General features: G+C 68.2%; 15 protein-coding genes. 5 read left to right on the forward strand and 10 right to left on the reverse strand.

Annotation, left to right across the window (positions count from 1 at the left end; translation table 11 throughout):
• Positions 1 to 67: 67 nt before the first annotated feature.
• Genes J7654_RS04235 through J7654_RS04265 form a run of 7 tightly spaced genes read right to left on the reverse strand, consistent with a single transcriptional unit; the run spans position 68 to position 8,684 of the window.
• Positions 68 to 1,279 carry a M24 family metallopeptidase gene (locus J7654_RS04235; RefSeq protein WP_209738521.1) on the reverse strand — a complete coding sequence of 404 codons (1,212 nt, stop codon included), beginning with the start codon at positions 1,277 to 1,279 and terminating at the stop codon, positions 68 to 70.
• Positions 1,276 to 2,496: a M20 family metallopeptidase gene (locus tag J7654_RS04240; RefSeq protein ID WP_209740201.1), complete on the reverse strand. Its 1,221-nt coding sequence runs from the start codon at positions 2,494 to 2,496 to the stop codon at positions 1,276 to 1,278. Before J7654_RS04240 ends, J7654_RS04235 begins: the two co-directional genes overlap by 4 nt.
• Positions 2,497 to 2,504: 8 nt before the next feature.
• Positions 2,505 to 4,154 (reverse strand): dipeptide ABC transporter ATP-binding protein, encoded by a 1,650-nt coding sequence (locus tag J7654_RS04245; RefSeq protein ID WP_209738523.1) that lies wholly within the window; start codon positions 4,152 to 4,154, stop codon positions 2,505 to 2,507.
• Positions 4,151 to 4,969 carry an ABC transporter permease gene (locus J7654_RS04250; RefSeq protein WP_209738526.1) on the reverse strand — a complete coding sequence of 273 codons (819 nt, stop codon included), beginning with the start codon at positions 4,967 to 4,969 and terminating at the stop codon, positions 4,151 to 4,153. The genes J7654_RS04245 and J7654_RS04250 overlap by 4 nt, the downstream gene beginning before the upstream one ends.
• A complete protein-coding gene (locus J7654_RS04255) occupies positions 4,962 to 5,912 on the reverse strand; it encodes an ABC transporter permease (protein ID WP_245195632.1) in 951 nt (316 codons plus the stop codon). Before J7654_RS04255 ends, J7654_RS04250 begins: the two co-directional genes overlap by 8 nt.
• 9 nt (positions 5,913 to 5,921) lie before the next feature.
• Positions 5,922 to 7,472, reverse strand: a complete 1,551-nt coding sequence (locus J7654_RS04260) for an ABC transporter substrate-binding protein (RefSeq protein WP_209738528.1) — start codon at positions 7,470 to 7,472, stop codon at positions 5,922 to 5,924.
• A 33-nt stretch (positions 7,473 to 7,505) separates the two neighbouring features.
• Positions 7,506 to 8,684, reverse strand: coding sequence for a M24 family metallopeptidase (locus J7654_RS04265; protein WP_209738530.1), 1,179 nt, complete (start codon positions 8,682 to 8,684; stop codon positions 7,506 to 7,508).
• 212 nt (positions 8,685 to 8,896) lie between these two features.
• Between J7654_RS04265 and J7654_RS04270 the strand changes: the two genes are divergently transcribed.
• Genes J7654_RS04270 through J7654_RS04280 form a run of 3 tightly spaced genes read left to right on the forward strand, consistent with a single transcriptional unit; the run spans position 8,897 to position 11,782 of the window.
• Entirely contained in the window at positions 8,897 to 9,547 is a 651-nt protein-coding gene (locus J7654_RS04270; RefSeq protein WP_209738531.1) for a GntR family transcriptional regulator, read from the forward strand.
• A 22-nt stretch (positions 9,548 to 9,569) separates the two neighbouring features.
• Positions 9,570 to 10,865, forward strand: a complete 1,296-nt coding sequence (locus J7654_RS04275) for a Zn-dependent hydrolase (protein WP_245195633.1) — start codon at positions 9,570 to 9,572, stop codon at positions 10,863 to 10,865.
• Entirely contained in the window at positions 10,862 to 11,782 is a 921-nt protein-coding gene (locus tag J7654_RS04280; protein ID WP_209738533.1) for a hydroxyacid dehydrogenase, read from the forward strand. The genes J7654_RS04275 and J7654_RS04280 overlap by 4 nt, the downstream gene beginning before the upstream one ends.
• A 29-nt stretch (positions 11,783 to 11,811) precedes the next feature.
• Here J7654_RS04280 and J7654_RS04285 read toward each other — a convergent pair whose 3' ends face one another.
• Complete coding sequence (locus tag J7654_RS04285) at positions 11,812 to 12,576, reverse strand: LamB/YcsF family protein (protein ID WP_209738535.1); 765 nt, start codon at positions 12,574 to 12,576, stop codon at positions 11,812 to 11,814.
• Between the two features lie 65 nt (positions 12,577 to 12,641).
• Here J7654_RS04285 and J7654_RS04290 point away from each other — a divergent pair, with 65 nt between their 5' ends.
• Positions 12,642 to 13,349 (forward strand): type 1 glutamine amidotransferase, encoded by a 708-nt coding sequence (locus tag J7654_RS04290; RefSeq protein WP_209738537.1) that lies wholly within the window; start codon positions 12,642 to 12,644, stop codon positions 13,347 to 13,349.
• 32 nt (positions 13,350 to 13,381) lie between these two features.
• Positions 13,382 to 14,515, forward strand: a complete 1,134-nt coding sequence (locus J7654_RS04295; RefSeq protein WP_245195741.1) for a M24 family metallopeptidase — start codon at positions 13,382 to 13,384, stop codon at positions 14,513 to 14,515.
• Positions 14,516 to 14,549: 34 nt separating this feature from the next.
• Here the strand turns inward: J7654_RS04295 and J7654_RS04300 are convergent, their stop codons facing one another.
• Together J7654_RS04300 and J7654_RS04305 are read right to left on the reverse strand one after the other, a co-directional pair.
• Positions 14,550 to 16,415 (reverse strand): CocE/NonD family hydrolase, encoded by a 1,866-nt coding sequence (locus J7654_RS04300; RefSeq protein WP_245195634.1) that lies wholly within the window; start codon positions 16,413 to 16,415, stop codon positions 14,550 to 14,552.
• An 11-nt stretch (positions 16,416 to 16,426) separates the two neighbouring features.
• Positions 16,427 to 18,001, reverse strand: coding sequence for an ABC transporter substrate-binding protein (locus tag J7654_RS04305; RefSeq protein ID WP_209738541.1), 1,575 nt, complete (start codon positions 17,999 to 18,001; stop codon positions 16,427 to 16,429).
• Positions 18,002 to 18,011 lie beyond the last annotated feature (10 nt).

An 18,011-nucleotide genomic window follows, 5' to 3' on the forward strand; every position in this document is an offset into this window, starting at 1 on the left:
CCGCCCAGTGTGAAGGGACCCCTCCCCGGTCGCGCTCCTGCTCCGCACCACTGTGCAGGCCTGCCGCTCACGCCGTCCAGAGCTGAAGCGGCAAGGCGCTGAAGGTTTCCACACCTCCGCTGGCGCGGATCGCGAAGGTTTGCCCGAGACCGGCGGCGAGACCGGTCCGCGCATCCGGAATCATGATGTGGACGAAGAACACCATGCCCGGCTCCAGAACAAGCGGGTTGCCGCTGTAGATCATCGGCGGCACGTCCATCCATGTCGGCTTGAAGGTGCAGCCGAGCGCGTAGCCGCAGGCGGCGTAGCGGGCATGCGCGAAACCCGCGCGGTCCAGCACGTCACGATGAATGTCGTCGAGCGTGCCGAGCGTCTCGCCGGGCCTGGCCGCCTCCTTCACCTTCTCCAGCGCCTCGATGGTGACAGCCATTTGCCGCTGCTGGCGCGGGTCCGGCGTGCCGACCGCGAAGGTGTGCTCGATGACGACGTGATAGCGGCAGACCGAGGCCGCAAGCTCCACGAGAACCTGATCCCGCGGCTCGATCCTGCGGGGACCGCCGATACCGCGGCCGAACAGGGCGCGAGACCCAACATTGACGAGCGGGCCGCCGGACGGCATGTCGGCGCCGCCCGAGAGCATGGCGGTCACCGCCGCGCCGGACAGGGCTGTATCGAAGGCACCGGGCGTGGTCGCGGCGAAAGCCGCCTCCACTGCCGCGTCCGCCAGCCGCCCCGCCTCGCGCACATAGTCGAGCTCCAGCGGCGACTTCACGAGGCGCTGCCGGCGCACGATGTCGGAGGCGTCCTCGATCGCGGCGAAGCCGGACAGGGCGGCCTCGACGCTGCGCCCGTTGGCGGCCGTCAATCCGTGCGTGGCGAACTCGACGCCGATGCGCCGGCCCTCCAGGCCGAGTTCGGCAAGGAGGGCGCGAAGGTCGCGCGCCGGGTCGGCCCCTTCCGCGTTCAGCCAGATCCGCACCTCGTCGTAGAGCGAGGCGACCTCGGCCTGGCGCTTGTCGGGCGTGCGCGTGAGGAGGACGAGTGGCCCATCCTCAGCCGTAACGATGCCCGCCTGGAAGAAGACGTAACCGGCCGTATCGAAGCCGGTGAGATAGAAATGGCTTTCCTGCGCGAAGACGAGCAGCGCGTCGAGATCGCGCTCGGCCAGATGCCGGCGCGTCTCGGCGAGCCGGGCGCGCAGTTCCGTCTCGGGAAAGCGCAACACGACCTCGCGGCCCGCGCGGGTGCGGCCGGGCCACTCCGTCCCCAGGTCGATCATTGCGCCTCGCAGATGTCGCAGATGGTGATCAGGTAGATTCGGATCATGTCGAGATAGTCGGGAATATCGACCCGCTCGTCCGGCATGGTGTTGTAGCGCCCGCCCGGCCCGCACACGACGCCCTCCATGCCGCCTTCGGCGAAGAGATGCCCGGCATCGGTGCCGAAGAAGCCGGGAGGGGCGATCGCGCCCGTGGGCTGCGGCTCCCCGCGCACCGCTTCGTAAGCCGCGTTGATGGCGGTCACGATCCGGCTGTTCCGGGCGACCTCGAAGGCCGGCATGACCGGGCGGCCCTGCGCTTCCTCGGTGCGCAGGCTGGTCCTCAAGCCCGGCCAGCGAGCTTCGAGGCCGGCGAGGACGCGGCGAAGGTCGGCCAGCGCGTTTTCCTCGCTCTGCCCCGGCCCGTAGCGTCCCGACCCCTTCAGCCGCACGAAATCGGCGACCTGCGGCGGGCGCCACTCGTGCAGGTCGCGGCCGAGCGCGCCGTGGATGACGCCGACATGCACGCGATTGATCGAGCGATGCTCCTCGCTCGGGGCGTCGGAGAACGTCAGCCCGGTCAGCTCGGGTATCAGGTCGCAGGCGGCGCGGATCGCATCCACCGCCGCCTCGCGCTTCGACAGATGGCGCGTGACGCCCTCCAGCTCGATCACGAAGGTGAAGGCGGCGGCGTGCATGGTGATCGCCTGAAGGTCGGACGGCTCGGAATTGATGAAGTAGTCCGCCCGAAGGCCCGCTTTCACCGCCGCCAGCGTGCCGACGCCCCCCTGCAGCTCACCGATCACGAAGGTCAGGATCACGTCGCCCTTCAGGCGCACGCCGTTCTGGATGAGGGAGCGGACGGCGCACAGATAGGCCGCATCGCCGGCCTTCATGTTCGACACGCCGATGCCGTAGATGAACGCTTCGTCGATCAGGCCGCCCCAGGGATCGACGGTCCAGCCCTCCGTTGCCGGGTTCGTGTCGAGATGGCCGTTGAACAGCAGGCTCCTGCCGCCCCCGGTCCCCCTCCAGACGCCAACCGCGTTCACGCGGTCGCCCTCCACCGGCATCAGATAGGCTTCATCCAGACCCATCCCGCGCATGATCTCGACCATGCGCTCGGCCAGGGCCCGCTCGCCGGGCGTCTCGGAGTAGCTCTTGTGGCGAACCATCTCGGCAAGCGTGTCGAGGCAGGCCCTCTCATCGATCCGGCGGGCGAGGGCGAGGGCGTCCACAGTGCCGGTCATGCGGCAAACCCCTCTTCGATCCGGGCCGGTGCGGGCACCGCGCCGAGCAGCGCCCTGGTGTAGGGATGACGATCCGCACTCATCGCCTCTTCGACCCCGAACAGGTCGACCAGCCGGCCCCGCTGCATCACCGCGATGCGGTGCGCGAGTTGGCGGACAAGGTTGAGGTCGTGCGTGATGAAGAGGCACGCCGCGCCGAAATCGCGCTGGAGATCGACGAGGAGGCGCGCCACCGTCGCCTGAACCGACACGTCCAGCGCGGCCGTGATCTCGTCGCAGATGACGAGCTTGGGCTCGGCGGCGAAGGCGCGGGCGATGGCGACGCGCTGCTTCTCGCCCCCCGAAAGCTGGTGCGGGTAGCGCCCGGCGTGGTCCGCCGGCAGGCGAACCATCTCGAGAAGCTCGCGCACCCGGCCGGCGACGGCGCGGCGCGGCACGATGCCGTAGAGCAGCAGCGGGCGCGACAGGATTCCGCCGATGGTCTGGCGCGGGTTCAGGCTGGCATCCGGGTGCTGGAAGACGATCTGCACGTTGCGGCGATAGGCACGGTCGAAAGCCGCCGATCCCTTGAAATCGCGTCCCTCGAAGTGAAAGCTTCCCTCGAAGTCGACGAGCCCGGTCGCGGCCTTGGCGATGGTCGACTTTCCCGAGCCGCTTTCGCCGACGATGCCCAGAAGCTCGCCGGCCCGGATGTCGAAGCTGACGTCGCTGGCGCCCGGATGCGCGGCGGCGCTGCGATCGAGCATCCGCGTCAGCCATCCGGGCCGGCCGTACTGCACCCCTATCCGTTCGGCGGAAAAGAGCGCGCCGCCGGCCTCGGGAGTCGATACCGTGATGCGCTCGTCGGGCTTGGGCACCGCCTCGATCAGCCGGCGCGTATAGGCATCGCGCGGCTTGCGGAAGACCTCGTGAACCGGCCCGCTCTCCACGATCCTGCCGCGATGGATCACCGACACCTTGTCGGCGACGCGGGCAACGAGCCCGAGATCGTGGGAAATGTAGAGCGCGGCCACGCCCGTCTCCTCGCGCAGCTTCAGGAAGAGTTCGAGGATCTGGTTGGCGATCAGGATGTCGAGCGCGGTCGTGGGCTCGTCGAAGATGATCAGCTCGGGATTGCACGCAAAGGCGGTCGCGATCACCACGCGCTGCTTCTCGCCGCCGGAGGCTTCGTGCGGATAACGCCGCATCATCGCCTTGGGATCGGAGATGCCGGTGCGCGCAAGCGCCTGCTCGCCTTCGCGCCACGCTTCCTCGCGGCTCATGCGACGGTGGCGGACCAGCACCTCGGCGAGCTGCTCACCGAGCCGTATCGAGGGGTTCAGGGCCGAACCCGGGTCCTGGAACACCATGGCGACGCGGCGCCCGCGCAAGGCGTCGAGCTCGGCGGGCGTGGAGCCGATCATGTCCTCGCCCGACAGGAGGATGGCGCCCCCGAGATCGACGGCATTCGGCGCCAGATAGCGCATGATGGCGAAGGCGAGCGTGGACTTGCCCGAGCCGCTCTCGCCCACCAGCGCATGGGTTTCGCCACGCCGGATCGAGAGCGAGACCGATTTGAGCGCCTCGAGGCGGCCTTCGTCTGTGTCGTAGGCGAGCGAGTAGTCCGTGACCTCGAGTACGGGACGAAGCTGGGTGGAAGCGGTCAACGGCTCCTCCGCGGATCGAAGGCGTCGCGCAAGGCGTCGCCGAACAGGTTGAAGCCCATCGCCGCGATGGCGATGGCGACGCCCGGCACGGCAACGGTCCAGGGATTGCGGAACATGAACTGGCGCGCCTCGGAGACCATCAGGCCCCACTCGGTGGACGGGGGCTGGGCGCCCAGCCCCAGGAAGCCCAGCGTCGCCCCGATCATGATGGCGAAGGAGACCCGGATCGTGGCTTCCACGATGATGGGGCCGACGGCGTTGGGCAGGACCTCGCGGCCGATGATCCAGGATCGGGACTCGCCGCGCGCCACGGCCGCGAGCACATATTCCCGCGTTCGCACGGACAGGACGGCGCTTCGGGCGATGCGCGCCATGCCGGGCGTGAACGTCACCGCCACCGCCAGCATGGCCTGCGTGGTCCCGCCGCCCAGAAGCGTGACGATCAGCAGCGTGAACAGAAGCTCGGGCATGGCGAGCAGGCCGTCGAGGATGCGCATCACGATCGCATCGGTCGTGCCGCCCGTAACGCCGGCGAAGACGCCGATCACCGACCCGAGGCCGACGCCCAGGACCGTCGCCCCGAGGCCGAAGGAGACGGTCGCGGGCGCACCGCTGAGAATGCGGGACAGAAGGTCCCGGCCATACTGGTCGGTGCCGAGCGGGAATGCCCAGCTCGGCCCCTCGAGCCGCGATGTGGCGTGGAAGGCCTGGGGATCGTACGGGGCGAGCCAGGGGCCGAACAGCGCGGCGAACAGGACGAGCGTGAGCAGGATCGTGCCGATGAGCCCGGCCGGGCTTCGAAGGATGTCACGCATAGCGAACCCGGGGATCGAGAGCGGCGATGACGATGTCCGCCAGGAGGTTGGAGAGCGCATAGACCACCGCCATCAGCAGGGCCACGGCCTGGATCACCGGGAGGTCGCGGTTCTGAAGCGCGTAGATCAGCAGCCGCCCGAGGCCGGGCCATGCGAAGATCTCCTCCACCACGATGATGCCGCCGAGCAGATAGCCGACGTCGAGAGAAATCACCGCGATCGCCGGCGCCAGCGAGTTCGGCAGCGCGTGCCGGCGGATCACCCGGCCACGCTTCAGACCCTTGAGGCGCGCGGCGCGGATGTAGTCCGAGGACAGGACGTCCGACATCTCGCTGCGCACCTGGCGCGAGATATGCGCCATGAGGACCATGCCCAGAGTGGCGGCCGGGAGCACGAGATGGGACAGGAATCCGGTGAAGCTCTCGGACGGAGCGACGAAGCCGCCCGCCGGGAAGATCGGCGAGCCGGGTGCGGCGAAGATGACGAGGAGGAGGGTCGCCGTCACGAATTCGGGCACCGCCGTGCCGACATAGGAAAAGACGCCGATGCCCAGATCGGTGCCGGTGCCGCGCTTGAGCGCAGCGAGGGCGCCGAGCGGGATCGCGACGACGGTGACGGCGACGAGCGCGGTGGCGCCGAGCAGCGCCGAGTTCCAGAAAGCCTCCCCGACGACCTGGGACACCGGCAGCGACAGGCGCAGCGACATTCCGAAGTCGCCGCGCACGACACCGGACACCCAGTCGAAATACTGGACGAGAAGGGGTTGATCGAGACCGAGCTGCCGCTCGAGCGCGGCCAGCGATTCAGGCGTGGCGTATTCGCCGAGGATCATCAGGGCGGCGTTTCCCGGCAGGATCATCGTCACCGTGAAGACGGCCACGGTGACGATGGCCAGGACGACGATGATCATCCCGAGACGGCGCAGGAAATAGGCGAGCGTCACGCGGCCGTCTCAGCTACGCTCGAGCCAGACGTCTTCGACGTAGAAGTAGCGGCTGATCGGCGCGATGCTCCAGTCCTCCACCGTGTCGCGACTGGCCGTCAGGACATCCTCGAAGAACGGCACGATGTAAGGCCGCTCCTCGATCTCCAGGGCCTGCGCCTGCGCATAGATCTCGGCGCGTCGCGCCTCGTCCACCGTCGCGCGTCCCTCGGCGATGAGCCGGTCGAACGTCTCGTTCTTCCAGGCCGTGTCCTCATAGGAGGCTTCCGAGGTGAGCAGCAGGTTGTACGTCGCGTCGATCGTCGGCTGCATGCCCCAGTAGCCGATGTAGAAGGCGCCCTTCATCCAGACATTGGCGAGGTAGGTGTCGTGCGGCATCGTCTCCACCTCGATGGTGAAGCCTGCCGCGGCCGCCGTCTGCTGGATGGCGATCGCGGTCTGGACGCGGATGCCCGGCCGGTCCGAAGCCACGAGCGTCGCCCGGATGCCATCCGGATAACCGGCCTCGGCAAGGAGCGCGCGCGCCCGGTCGGGATCGTAGGCGATCTCTTCCGTCCCGGTCGCGAACTGGATCTCCGGCGCCACGATGCTGTCATAGGCGGGACGGCCGAACCCTTCGAGGATGATATCGACGAGGAGCTGCCGGTCGACCGCATGCGCGAGCGCCTTGCGAACTCTCACATCGTTCCACGGCTCCTGATCCTGGCGCATGGTGACGCAGACGTAACGGCCCGAAGCGACCCGCTGGGCCTCGATGCCGATGGCATCGGCAACGCGCTGGAAGTCGGCCTGCTGCACCGTCAGCATGACATCCGTCGAGCCCGACAGGAAGTTGGCGGTTTCGGCGGTGAGGTCGGGGAAGAGCAGCATCTCGACGGCGTCGAGATAGGGCTTGCCCTCCTGATAGTAGTTCTCGTTCTTGACCAGACGGACGATGCGCGCGCTGTCATAGCGCTCCAGCTTGAACGGGCCGGTGCCGTTGGCCTTCGTGTCGAGCTCGCTCAGCGGGGCTTCCAGGGCCGCGCGCGACAGGATGCGCGCGTTGGCGTGGGCGGTCGAGAAGGGCAGGTCGGCGAACGGCGTCTTCAGCTTGAACACCACCGTGAGGGGATCGACCGCCTCCACCGTGTCGACCATGTCGAGCACCGGACGCGCGGCTGCCGGCACGTCGGGATCGAGGATCGCCTCGAAGGTCGCCACCACGTCGTCGGCCGTGAAGGGCTGGCCGTCGTGGAAGGTGACGTTCTCGCGCAGGTGGAACGTGAACTCGGTCGCGTCGTCCGAGGCCTCCCAGCTCGTGGCCAGGTCCGGATGAGCCTGGTTGTCGACGCCGATGCGCGTGAGCCCCGAATAGATCATGTCGATGCAGGGATATTCCGCCGGCCCCGACAGGGAGAGAACATTGAGCGTCGCGATCCGGGTGGAGTGGCTGATGCGCAGCGTGCCGCCGGCCTGCGGCGTGCCCGACTGGGCAAGGGCCGTGCCGCGCATGGGCAGGAGCGCGGCCGAGGCGAGACCGCCCAGAAGCACATGGCGCCTGGTGAGGGTGAAGTGGGTCATGGCATCGGGTCCTTCGCTTGGCGGGGATGAGGATCAGGAGATGACGGTCAGCTCGTCCGGCAGGCCGGTCAGGAGTTCGGGCGCGCCGTCGGTGACGAGCAGCGTGTGGCCGACGCCCATGGCCAGCCCGGTGTCGCCGTCGCCGTTCATCACGTGGTAGAACAGCGTCATGCCCGGCTCGCAGAGCGTGGCGTTGCCGGAATAGATCATCGGCGGGACGTCCATCGACGTCGGCGCGAAGGAGATGCCGACCGAATAGCCGGTCGCACCGTAGCGCGAAGCGCGGTAACCGGCGTCGTCCAGCCCGGTCGCATAGGCGTCGAAGATTTCTCCCAGACTGGTGCCGGGGCGCGCGATCCCGGTCATCCGCGCGAGCGTCCGCCGTGCGACGTCGTACATGTGCCGCTGGCGATCCGGGACCTTGCCGAAGAGGATCGTCCATTCCGTCTTCACGTTGTAGTGGCGATAGGGAACGGGATATTCGACCAGGATCTGATCGTTCGGCTCGATCCGCCGGGGGGCGGTGACGCCACGGCCGAACACGGCGCGCTCCCCCGAATTGAAGATCGGCGCGTTGGGCGGCATGTCGGCGCCGTCCGCCAGGATCGAGTCGAGGTAAGCGGCCTTGATCTGGCTATCGAGCACGCCGGGCCGGGCGGCGTCGATCACGCGAGCGAGCGAGCGGTCGCAGATTTCGCCGGCCTTTCGCATCATCGCGATCTCCGCCGGAGACTTGACGACGCGCAGCTTGCGGATCAGGTGCCCGTCGTCCTCCAGCCGCACCCGGTCGCCGAAGGCCTGCTGGCACCGCCAGAGGTTCCATCCGGTGAGGCCGTGGGTGTTGAGCTCGATCAGGACGCGGCCGCCCGGAAGGCCCAACTCCTGGAGAATCGCCTTCAGGTCCTCCGCCGGGTTGGCGTCGTCCGCGTCCCACCAGATGCGGATGTCCTCGATGGTGGATGTCTGGCGCGCCTGAAGAAGGTCGGGCCGGCGCGTGAGGAGCACGATCGGCCGGTCGTCGGCCGTGACGACGGCGCACTGAAAGAAGACGAAGCCGCCCGTATCGTAGCCGGTGAGCCAGAAAAGGCTCTCCTGCGAAAAGACGAGCATGGCGTCCCCACCGCGTTCGGCGAGCGCGCGGCGAAGCCGTGCCTGCCGGTCGAGGTGCTCGCCGCGAGCGAACGGAAGATGAGAGGCGGGTCTGGAAAGCACGACGACCATTTCGCTGCTCGGCCGGGCGAATGACGCACCGCACCGCAAAAAGCTGATTGAACGGATCGTATGGTTCGGTATACCAGACGTCAACCGAGAGAATATGTTCGGTTCGAAATTTTTGGATTGCGATCGGAGGGGGTTGCGCCACAAGGCTCCGATGTGCGCCAACGGAGCGCATCCGCTGGGCGCGAACGATGCAGGAAGGCGATATGCTGGGCACTCCGGAGAAGCGGCTGGCGCTTCAGGCCTACGAAAAGATTCTCGATCTCATCCTCAACGGCCCGGCCGTTCCGGGTGATGTCGTCAACGAGCGGCGGATAGCCGAGATCGTCGGCATGTCCCGCACCCCGGTTCGCGACGCGTTGCTGATGCTGGAGGGAGAAGGGTTGCTCCTGCGGCAAGGCCGCGCTCTGCACGTCAAGCGGATGCGCCTCGAGGATTACATGGATGCGCTGCAGATCAGGCTCCTTCTGGAGCCGACCGTGGCGCGTCTGGCGGCCGGCCAGGTCGAGAAGGCCGACACGCAGCGCCTGCGCGAGGAGCTGGAGGACATTCTCGGCTCGGAGCCCACGGAGCGGGCCGATCGATCGCTGGTGCGTGGCGTCGACGAAAGCCTCCACGGCCTGCTGGCCGACGTCGCGGGGAACGCGCAATTGTCGGCGATCATCCGCACGCTGCGTCGCCAGACACAGATGTTCGACCTTCGCAGCATGCCGGAGCGTCTGGAGGATACGTGCCAGGAACATCTCGCCATCGTCGACGCCGTCGAGGCCGGAGACGGGGAACGCGCTGCCGCGGCCATGACGGCCCATCTCAGCCGGGTGCGCGACAGCATCATTGGCAGATTGACCCGCACCTGACTTCATCCGCCCGGAGACCCAAGTGAACCTCGAGACATCCCGCATCGCCGCGCCCCCCGAGCCTGATATCGTGCTGGCGGAGCGGCTCTTTGAGGAACTGCGCGAACGCACCGGCACGTCCGCCGGGATCACGCGCGCCTCCTACGGGATGGGCGAGCAGATCGCGCACGACATGGTTCGGCGCGAGGCCCGGCGCCTCGGCATGACGTGCCAGACGGATGCCGGCTGCAACCTCTACATGACCCTCAAGGGGCGCGGGGACGGCCCGGCCATCTTCATCGGATCGCACCTCGACTCCGTCCCGTTCGGCGGCAATTTCGACGGTGCGGCCGGCGTCCTGGCGGGACTTGCGGTCGCCAGCGGCTATCGGCAGGCCGGGGTGGTGCCTCCCCAGGACCTCACGGTCGCGGCGATACGTGCGGAAGAGAGCACCTGGTTCGGGGCATCCTATATCGGCAGCCGGGCCGCCTTCGGCCGCCTGACCGGCGCGGAGCTTGACGGCGTCTTGCGCGCCGGCGACCTGATCAAGCTCGGAGCGGCGATCGACGCGGCGGGCGGCGACACCAGCGAAATCCGCCGGGGCACGCCGCAGCTCGACGCCGCGCGCATCGGCCTTTTCATCGAACCCCATATCGAGCAGGGGCCGGCGCTTGTCGATGCGAACCGGCCCGTCGGCATCGTGACCGGCATACGCGGCAGCTTCCGCTACCGGCAAGCCCGCTGCATCGGCGTCTACGCCCATTCCGGCGCGACACCGCGCGCGAGCCGCAGCGACGCCGCCCTTGCCGTGGCCCTTCTGATGGCCGAACTCGACGAGTTGTGGACGCGGCTGGCCGACGATGGTCATGACCTCGTCATCACCTTCGGGCAGATTTCGACCGATCCCGCCGAGGCGGCCTTTTCCAAGATCGCCGGCCGGGTCGACTTTTCCGTCGATATTCGCAGCCAGAGCGTCGAGACGCTCGGCCTCATGCGAGCCGAATTCGCCCGCAAGGTCGCCGGGGTGGAAGCAAGGCAGCGGGTCCGGTTCGAGCTGGGCAGGCAAACCTCCAGCGAGCCGGCCATGATGCACCCGGAGGTGGTCGGCGGCTTCACGCGGATCGCCGACACGCAGCGCGTGCCGGCGCTCGTGATGCCGAGCGGGGCCGGCCACGATGCCGCGGTCTTCGCGGCGGAAGGCGTGCCCACCGGCATGCTTTTCATCCGCAACCGCAACGGCAGCCACAATCCGAACGAGGCGATGGAGATCGCCGACTTCGCGCAGGCCTGCCGCCTCCTGTCGGTCTTCTGCCTCCGAGATCTGCGGCGGGCCGCATGAGCGTATGCGTGCTCGCCCAGCCGATCGACGCCTCGGGCGTCCGGCTGCTTCGCGACGCCGGGATCGAGGTTCTTGAGGCCGCCTCCCCCGATCCGGGCGTTCTCGTTCCGCTTCTGGCCGATGCGGTCGCGGTGATCGTGCGCAACAAGGGCCTTCCATCGGCCGCGATGGCCGCCGCGCCTCGGCTCGCGGTCATCGGCGTCCACGGGACGGGAACCGACGCCGTCGATATGGAAACGGCGCGCGAGCGCGGCATCCGGGTCGTCAACACGCCGGGCACGAATGCCCAAAGCGTCGCGGAACACGCCCTCGGCCTGATGCTGGCTGCCGCGCGGATGACGCCGGCCGCCGACCGTGCCACGCGCTCGGGCGACTTCGGCTATCGCGAACGGGCGCGCGGCGTCGAGCTTCACGGCCGCCGGCTCGGTCTTTGGGGCTACGGGCGGATCGCGCACGCCCTCGGGACGCTGGGACGCGCGCTCGGGATGGATGTCGACGTCCTGTCGCGACATGCAGGGGAAGAGGAACTCGCCCGGCACGGATTCCGCAAGGTGCCGACGCTGGATGCGTTGCTGGCGGGAGCCGACGTTCTCTCGCTCCATGGCCTGCCGGAAGGGCGCGCCCTTATCGGCGCCGCCGAGTTCGCCCGGATGCGCCCGGGGGCGATCCTCGTGAACACGGCGCGCGGAGCCCTGATCGACGAGAACGCGCTCGTCGATGCGCTCGGCTCGGGACATCTGCGCGGCGCGGCGCTCGACGTCTTCACCGAGGAGCCGCTGCCGGCGGCGAGTCCGCTTTGCGCGTGCCCGAACCTCATTCTCACGCCCCATATCGGCGGCAGCACGCAGGAGGCACTGGAACGGACGAGCCTTGCGGTGGCCGAAGCCGTTCTTCGCGAACTGGGGAGGGCCGGTTGAGCCTGGGTCGGACCGGGGCCGGGGCGCCGTCAGGGGGCCAGGCTGGACCCCAGCACGAAGCCCGCCGCCTCGAGCCCCTCGCGCAGCATGCGCGCCATCGCGAGCGCGTTCGGACTGTCGCCGTGAACGCAGATCGAATCGATCCCGACGTCGAGGGACTTGCCCGAGGTCGAGACGATGCGCCGTCCGCGCACCATGTCGATCACCCTCGCCAGGGCTTCACGGGAATCGTGCACCATCGCGTCGGGCTCGCTGCGCGGCGTGAGGTTGAAGCTGTCGGCATAGGTGCGGTCGGCGTAGATCTCGCGGATCGGCCGAAGACCGAGCGTTTCGGCCGCTCTTTCCGTCGCGGTGCCCGGCATGACCATGAAGGCGAGGCCGGAATCGACGGCGCGAATGCCGCGAGCGACCGCGAGCGCCAACTCGTCGTCGTCCGCGCAGGCGTTGCCGAGAGCGCCGTGCGTCTTCACATGCGTCATCGGGTGATCCTCCAGAGCGCAGATGCCGGCGAGGGCTCCTGCCTGATAGGCGACGAGATTCTCGATGTCGCGCAGGGAGAGGCCCGGCATCGGGCGGCGGCCGAAGCCCGCGAGATCGGCGTAACCCGGATGCGCACCGACCGCCACGTTCCGCTCGCGCGCGGCGGCGACCGTCGAACGCATGATCGCCGGGTCGCCGGCATGGAAGCCGCAGGCGACGTTCGCGGTGGTGACGACGCCCAGCAGCGCGGCGTCGTCTCCCATGCGCCATGGCCCGAAGCCCTCCCCGAGATCGGCGTTGAGATCGATCCGCATGGCGGGATTCCTTTCTCTTCCGAGCCGCGGCGGCCGCGGTCTTTTTCCAGCAGGGCGTTCAGGCAATGAGCAAAAGCAGACGACTTCTTTATCTCGGTAACGGGCGCGCGCTGCAATCGGTCGCCAGGCTCGACGAGCGCTTCGAAGGCTGGAACCTGGCCGTGGACCGTTACTGGGCGCTCGACGGGCAATTTCCCGAAAGCCTCGACGGCTACGACGCCATCTTCCTGTCCGGCAGCCCCCACGGCGCCTACGAGGACGTGCCGTTCATCCTGCGGGAACACGAGCTGATCCGGGAAGCGGCCAGGCGCTCCATTCCCATGCTCGGCATCTGCTTCGGCAGCCAGATTCTCGCCTCGGCGCTGTGCGGCCGCGACCAGGTGTTCCGCCGCCCGAATTGCGAGATCGGCTACAAGGACCTGGCCGTCACCTCCTCGGCGGGCGACGACGCGCTGGCGAGGGATTGGGGGGCGAGCGTGCGCATGTTCGTCTGGCACAACGACGAAGTCCGCCACGACCATCCCGACATGGTGATCCTCGCCTCCTCCGACGCCTGCCCCAACCAGGTCTGGCGCCACCGCACGGTTCCGGCGTGGGGAATCCAGGGCCATCCGGAGATCACCAGGGCGCAGGCGCCTGCCTGGTTCTCCCAGAACCGCCTGCGAATGGAAAAGGACGGAGGCGACGTCGACGGCTTCATCGCCGAGGCCGACGAGGCCGCGGAGGCGAAGACGATGCTGAGCCGGTTCGCCGAACTCGTCCGCAACGGCTGATCGCCCCGCCGAGACCAAGGAGACAGACATTGGTGCAGACCGCCTACTGGTTCGAGCCCGCCGAATATCGCGCGCGCATCCTTCGGGTCCAGGCAATGCTCACAGAGCGCGGCCTGGACGCGGCTCTGGCCTTCATGCCCGAGACCGTGACCTGGACGACGGGATACTTCACCCGCGGCTACGGCACGTTCCAGTTCGCCATCATCCCCGCCTCGGGCGAGCCGACGCTCTTCTGCCGGGACGTGGAGGCCTATTATCTCGACACGACCTGCGTCTTTCCGGACCGCGTCCTATGGACCGACAGCGACGACCGGACCGCCCTGGCCGTCGAGGCGATCCGTTCCCGCGTCGGCCGGACGGCCGCGATCGGCGTGGAGATGGGAAGCTGGGTTCTCAATGCCCAGCGCTGGGAAGCCATCCGCGCGGGGCTGCCGGGCGCGCGTTTCGAGGATCTGACCGAGCATCTGGCGCAGATGCGCTTCGTCAAATCGGGCGCCGAGATCGCCTATCAGCGTCGCGCCGCCCTGGCGGCGGAAGCGGGCATGCAGGCGGCGATCGCGACGGCCGGCACCGGTGTTCCGGAGCGGGAGATGGCGGCCGAGGTGTGTGCGGCGATGATTCGGGCGGGCTCCGATCTGCCGGGGCCGGGCGTCATGTCCTCGGGCGAACGCGCCTACCATCTTCACGGGGGCTACGGCGATCGCGTTCTGGAACGCGGCGACATCGTGCAGATCGAGGTCACACCGAACTCTCGACACTACCATGCCCGCTTCATGCGCCCGATCCGCGTGGCCGAGGCAAGCGATGAAGACCACCGGATCGTGGAAACGTTGATCCGCATTCAGGACGAGGCGATCGCCGCCGTGCGTCCCGGCGTGCCGGCCCGCCTGCCGGATGCGATCTATCGCGAGGGCGTGATGTCGGCCGGGTTGCGGGCGACCTACACCAACAAGACCTTCTATTCGGTCGGCCTCATGTTGCAGCCGAACGGGGGCGAAGCGCTGGAGGCGCACCCCCTGTCCGACTGGTCGTTCGAGGAAGGCATGGTGTTTCACACCTATGTTCTCGCCAGGGGCTTCGGCATGTCGGAGACGATCGCGGTGACGAAGGACGGCTGCGAGCGGCTGACGAACTTCCCCCGCCGGCTCTTCGTTACCAGCCGCTGAGCGCGCGGCGGCGAACGGGGCTTCCTCTCCTGGCTCAGGCGCTCGCGGGAAGCACCCGGACGCTGAGGCGCGAGGGCGTCTCGCGCGAGAGGTGGACGCTGTTGCGGGCGACCCGCCTCGAGCGCCCGCACCCCTCCGGCGCGCCGGTGTTCGGGTTGACGTCGTATTTCGGAAAGTTGCTGGAGGAGATGTCGAGCCGGATCCGGTGCCCCTTGGCGAAGAGATTGGCCGTGGCGAAGGGCTCGATCTCGATGCGGAACACTTCGCCCTTCACCAGGAGTTCCGGCGTGTCCCAGCCCTTGCGATAGCGGCAGCGGAAGATGCCGTCCGTCACGTTCATGGCAAAGCCGGTCGGGTAGTCTTCGCTCGGCGGATAGACGTCGACGAGCTTGGCGGTGAAGTCCGTGTCCGGCGCGTCGGAGGAAACGAAGAGCTCGATCGTCAGCGGCCCGACGATCTGCACGTCCTCGGCCAGAGGCTCGGTTTCGAAGGAGAGCACGTCGTGGCGCGCGGCCAGCGGCAGGCCGGGGTGGCGGCAACCGAAGAAGCGTTCGTCCTCACGCTGGTCGAAGGCCCCTCCGGTGAAGATCGGCTCGCCGCTGGTGAGGGAACCGCCGATGGTCGGCACCGGGTTCGAGGGGTCGAAATCGTAGGTGATCGCCGCCTTGCCCGGCTCCGGCGTGTCGCCGAGTGTCATGTCCGCGCGCAGGTAAAGGAAGCGCTCCCGCGTGCCCGGCAACGGCCAGCTTTGCGCCTCGATCCAGCGACCGCCGTGATCGAGCTTGCCCTCGGCGGTCTTGCGCCCGCTGCCGCCGCCCATGACGAAGACGTGCACCGGCGGCGTTTCGGCCGCCGGCTCGTCCTTCAGCCAGCGGTCGAAGAAGCGGATGCGGTATTCGAGCCAGTTGTCGGCGACATTGCCGTCGAAGGGCGCCCTGTCGCCGAAATCCACGTCTCCGAACACGCGCTGGGTGCGGTTGCCGTGGGTCCACGGCCCCATGATCAAGGTCAGCGGACGCTCCGGGTCGCCCTTCAGCCCCTCGTAATTGTCGAGCGTCGAGTGGACATAGGCGTCGTACCAGCTCGACATGAAGATCGTCGGAATCTTCGGAAAGGTATCGTAGAAGCCGGCCGCATAGATGCCCACCTTCTTCCAGAAATCGTCGAAGGTGCCGCGCTGCCACTGTTCGAGGAGATAGCTCTCGTAGTCCGGCTCCCAGCGCACAGGCGAACGGCGCGGCCCCCAGGGCATCATCTTGAACCATTCGTGAAGGTTCTCGGCCTGCACCGCCCGGCGGATCGAGGGGTCGGCCTCGGCGGCGCGGCTCTCGATGGCGCGGTGATAGGCCCAGGTCGCCTGCTTCAGCTCGAACGCCCCGCCCTGCCGGATGCCGCAGCGATAGGCGTTGGCGAAGCCGCCCGAATCCACGGCCATGCAGGCAAGCGCCGGCGGGTTGAGGCAGGCGGCCGCCATCTGCGTATGGGCGTCGTAGGACAAGCCCATCATGCCGATCCTGCCGGAGAACTCCTGCGCCGCGATCCATTCGAGCGCGTCGTAGCCGTCCTCGCCCTCCGAGAGGTATTTGGTGAACTCGCCTTCGGAGAGATAGCGGCCCCGGCAGTCCTGCCAGATCACGACATAGCCGCGCCGCACGAGTTCCACGGCAAGCTCGGGCCGGGTCAGCGACTGCGCCATGCCGAGGTTGAACTCGGTGCGCGGGCGCCCGCCCTTGTCATAGGGCGTGCGCTCGAAGATGACGGGCAGCGGCCCGCCCGGCACCCGGCCGTCATGGGCCGGGCGATAGATGTCCGTGGCGAGCCGGACCCCGTCGCGCATCGCCACCATGACGTTGCGGTGGACGACGACATCGGGCGAGACTTCGACGGGATCGGGCAGCATTGGCTTCATTTTCAGTTGGCCGAAAGGGTCCAGGCGGCGGTCGTGTACTCGCTCATGTTCGGCGTGTAGCCGAAGCCCTCGCGCGCGGCCCAATGGACGCGCTGCCAGAAGAGCGGAACGATCGCCATGTCCTCGAAGGCGATGCGGGTGGCCGCCTCGAGGCCGTCGATGCGGCCCTGGGTGTCGAAATCCTCCAGCGCCGTGGCGAGTGCGGCGTCGAACTCGGGGTTCGAGTAGCGCATCCGGTTGAAGCTGCCCGTACCTGCCTCCTGGCTGTAGGTCTCCAGAAGCGCCGAGAGGTTCGGAGCCGCATCCGGCGTCGAGGTGCCGAGCGAGAAGACGAAGGCGCCGAACTCGCCCTTCGAGGCGTTGGCCGCATAGACGTTGTAGGGCTGCGTCACCACGCCGTTCACCGTCAGCCCTCCGCGTGCGAACATCTGGCCGAGCGCCTGGGCGATGTCGCCGTCGCCGGCGAAACGGTCGTTGGAGGAATGGACGGTGATGCCGAAGCCCTCGGCATAGCCCGCCTCGGCCAGAAGCGCCTTGGCGCCCTCCACGTCGGCCTCGTCCGCCGGCAGGTCGGCCACATGGCCGCCGATGCCTTCGGGCACGAGCTGCCCGGCCGCCGTCCCCGAGCCGTTGATCAGGCGGTCGATGATGAGCTGGCGGTCGATGAGCTTCGACAGCGCCTTGCGGACCCTCGGGTCCCGGGCCGGACTCGGGTCCAGCGGCTGGCCGGAAAGGTCGACGAAAAAGGGCACCGCGCCGGGGCGCTGGTTGATGCCGAGATAGATCAGCCGGCCGCTGTCGATGGACTCGACATTGACGCCGGACGTGTTCTGCAGCCGGTCGAGATCGGCGGGCGGCACGGCGTCGATCAGGTCGACCGAGCCGGAGAGGAAAGCCGCGACGCGCGCCGCGTCGTTGGCGATGAAGCGCAGCGTGACGTTCTCGAAGTCGGGCCTCTCGCCCCAATAGTCCTCGTTGCGCGCCAGCACGAGCTGTTCGCCCGGCGTCCAGCGCTCGAACTTGTAGGGGCCGGTGCCGATGGCGGCCGCGCCGGAGTTGAAGTCGTCGATCGACTTGCCCTCTGCGGCGGCCCTGGAGACGATGAAGACGCGCCCGATCTCCTCGATCAGGGCCGGCGCCGGTGTCCTCGTCTTCACGCGCAGCGTCAGCGGATCGACGACCTCATAGGCCTCGACGCTCGCCACCATGTCGGTATAGGGCGCGGGGCTGTTCGGAATGTCCTTCACCCGCTCCAGCGAGTAGACGACGTCCTCGGCGGTGAAGTCGGAGCCGTCGTGGAATTTCACGCCCTCGCGCAGCTTGATTTCCCAGGTTAGCGGATCGAGATTCGTCCAGCTCAAGGCAAGACCCGGCGAGATCTGCAACTGCGGGTCCGACATCACCAGCCGGTCGAAAATGTCGCTGGAGGTCATCTGGTTGTTGGCCGAGCGCGAGAAGTGCGGATCGATCGACGAGGGTTCGGTCGCGCGGCCGATCGTGACGTCCTGCGCAAGGGCCGTGCCGGCCATGGCGAGCGCGGCGAAGCCGGCCAGGATCGTTGTCTTGAAGGCGTTCATGCGTCAGTCT

It is taken from the genome of Aureimonas populi, assembly GCF_017815515.1.
GTDB classification, from domain to species: Bacteria; Pseudomonadota; Alphaproteobacteria; order Rhizobiales; family Rhizobiaceae; genus Aureimonas; species Aureimonas populi.

Bases quoted from the DNA above. Each gene is read 5' to 3' on its own strand.
- J7654_RS04235 (WP_209738521.1), bottom strand. From the start codon at position 1,279: ATGATCGACCTGGGGACGGAGTGGCCCGGCCGCACCCGCGCGGGCCGC.
- J7654_RS04250 (WP_209738526.1), bottom strand. From the start codon at position 4,969: ATGCGTGACATCCTTCGAAGCCCGGCCGGGCTCATCGGCACGATCCTG.
- J7654_RS04260 (WP_209738528.1), bottom strand. From the start codon at position 7,472: ATGACCCACTTCACCCTCACCAGGCGCCATGTGCTTCTGGGCGGTCTC.
- J7654_RS04270 (WP_209738531.1), top strand. From the start codon at position 8,897: ATGCTGGGCACTCCGGAGAAGCGGCTGGCGCTTCAGGCCTACGAAAAG.
- J7654_RS04280 (WP_209738533.1), top strand. From the start codon at position 10,862: ATGAGCGTATGCGTGCTCGCCCAGCCGATCGACGCCTCGGGCGTCCGG.
- J7654_RS04285 (WP_209738535.1), bottom strand. From the start codon at position 12,576: ATGCGGATCGATCTCAACGCCGATCTCGGGGAGGGCTTCGGGCCATGG.
- J7654_RS04290 (WP_209738537.1), top strand. From the start codon at position 12,642: ATGAGCAAAAGCAGACGACTTCTTTATCTCGGTAACGGGCGCGCGCTG.
- J7654_RS04300 (WP_245195634.1), bottom strand. From the start codon at position 16,415: ATGCTGCCCGATCCCGTCGAAGTCTCGCCCGATGTCGTCGTCCACCGC.
- J7654_RS04305 (WP_209738541.1), bottom strand. From the start codon at position 18,001: ATGAACGCCTTCAAGACAACGATCCTGGCCGGCTTCGCCGCGCTCGCC.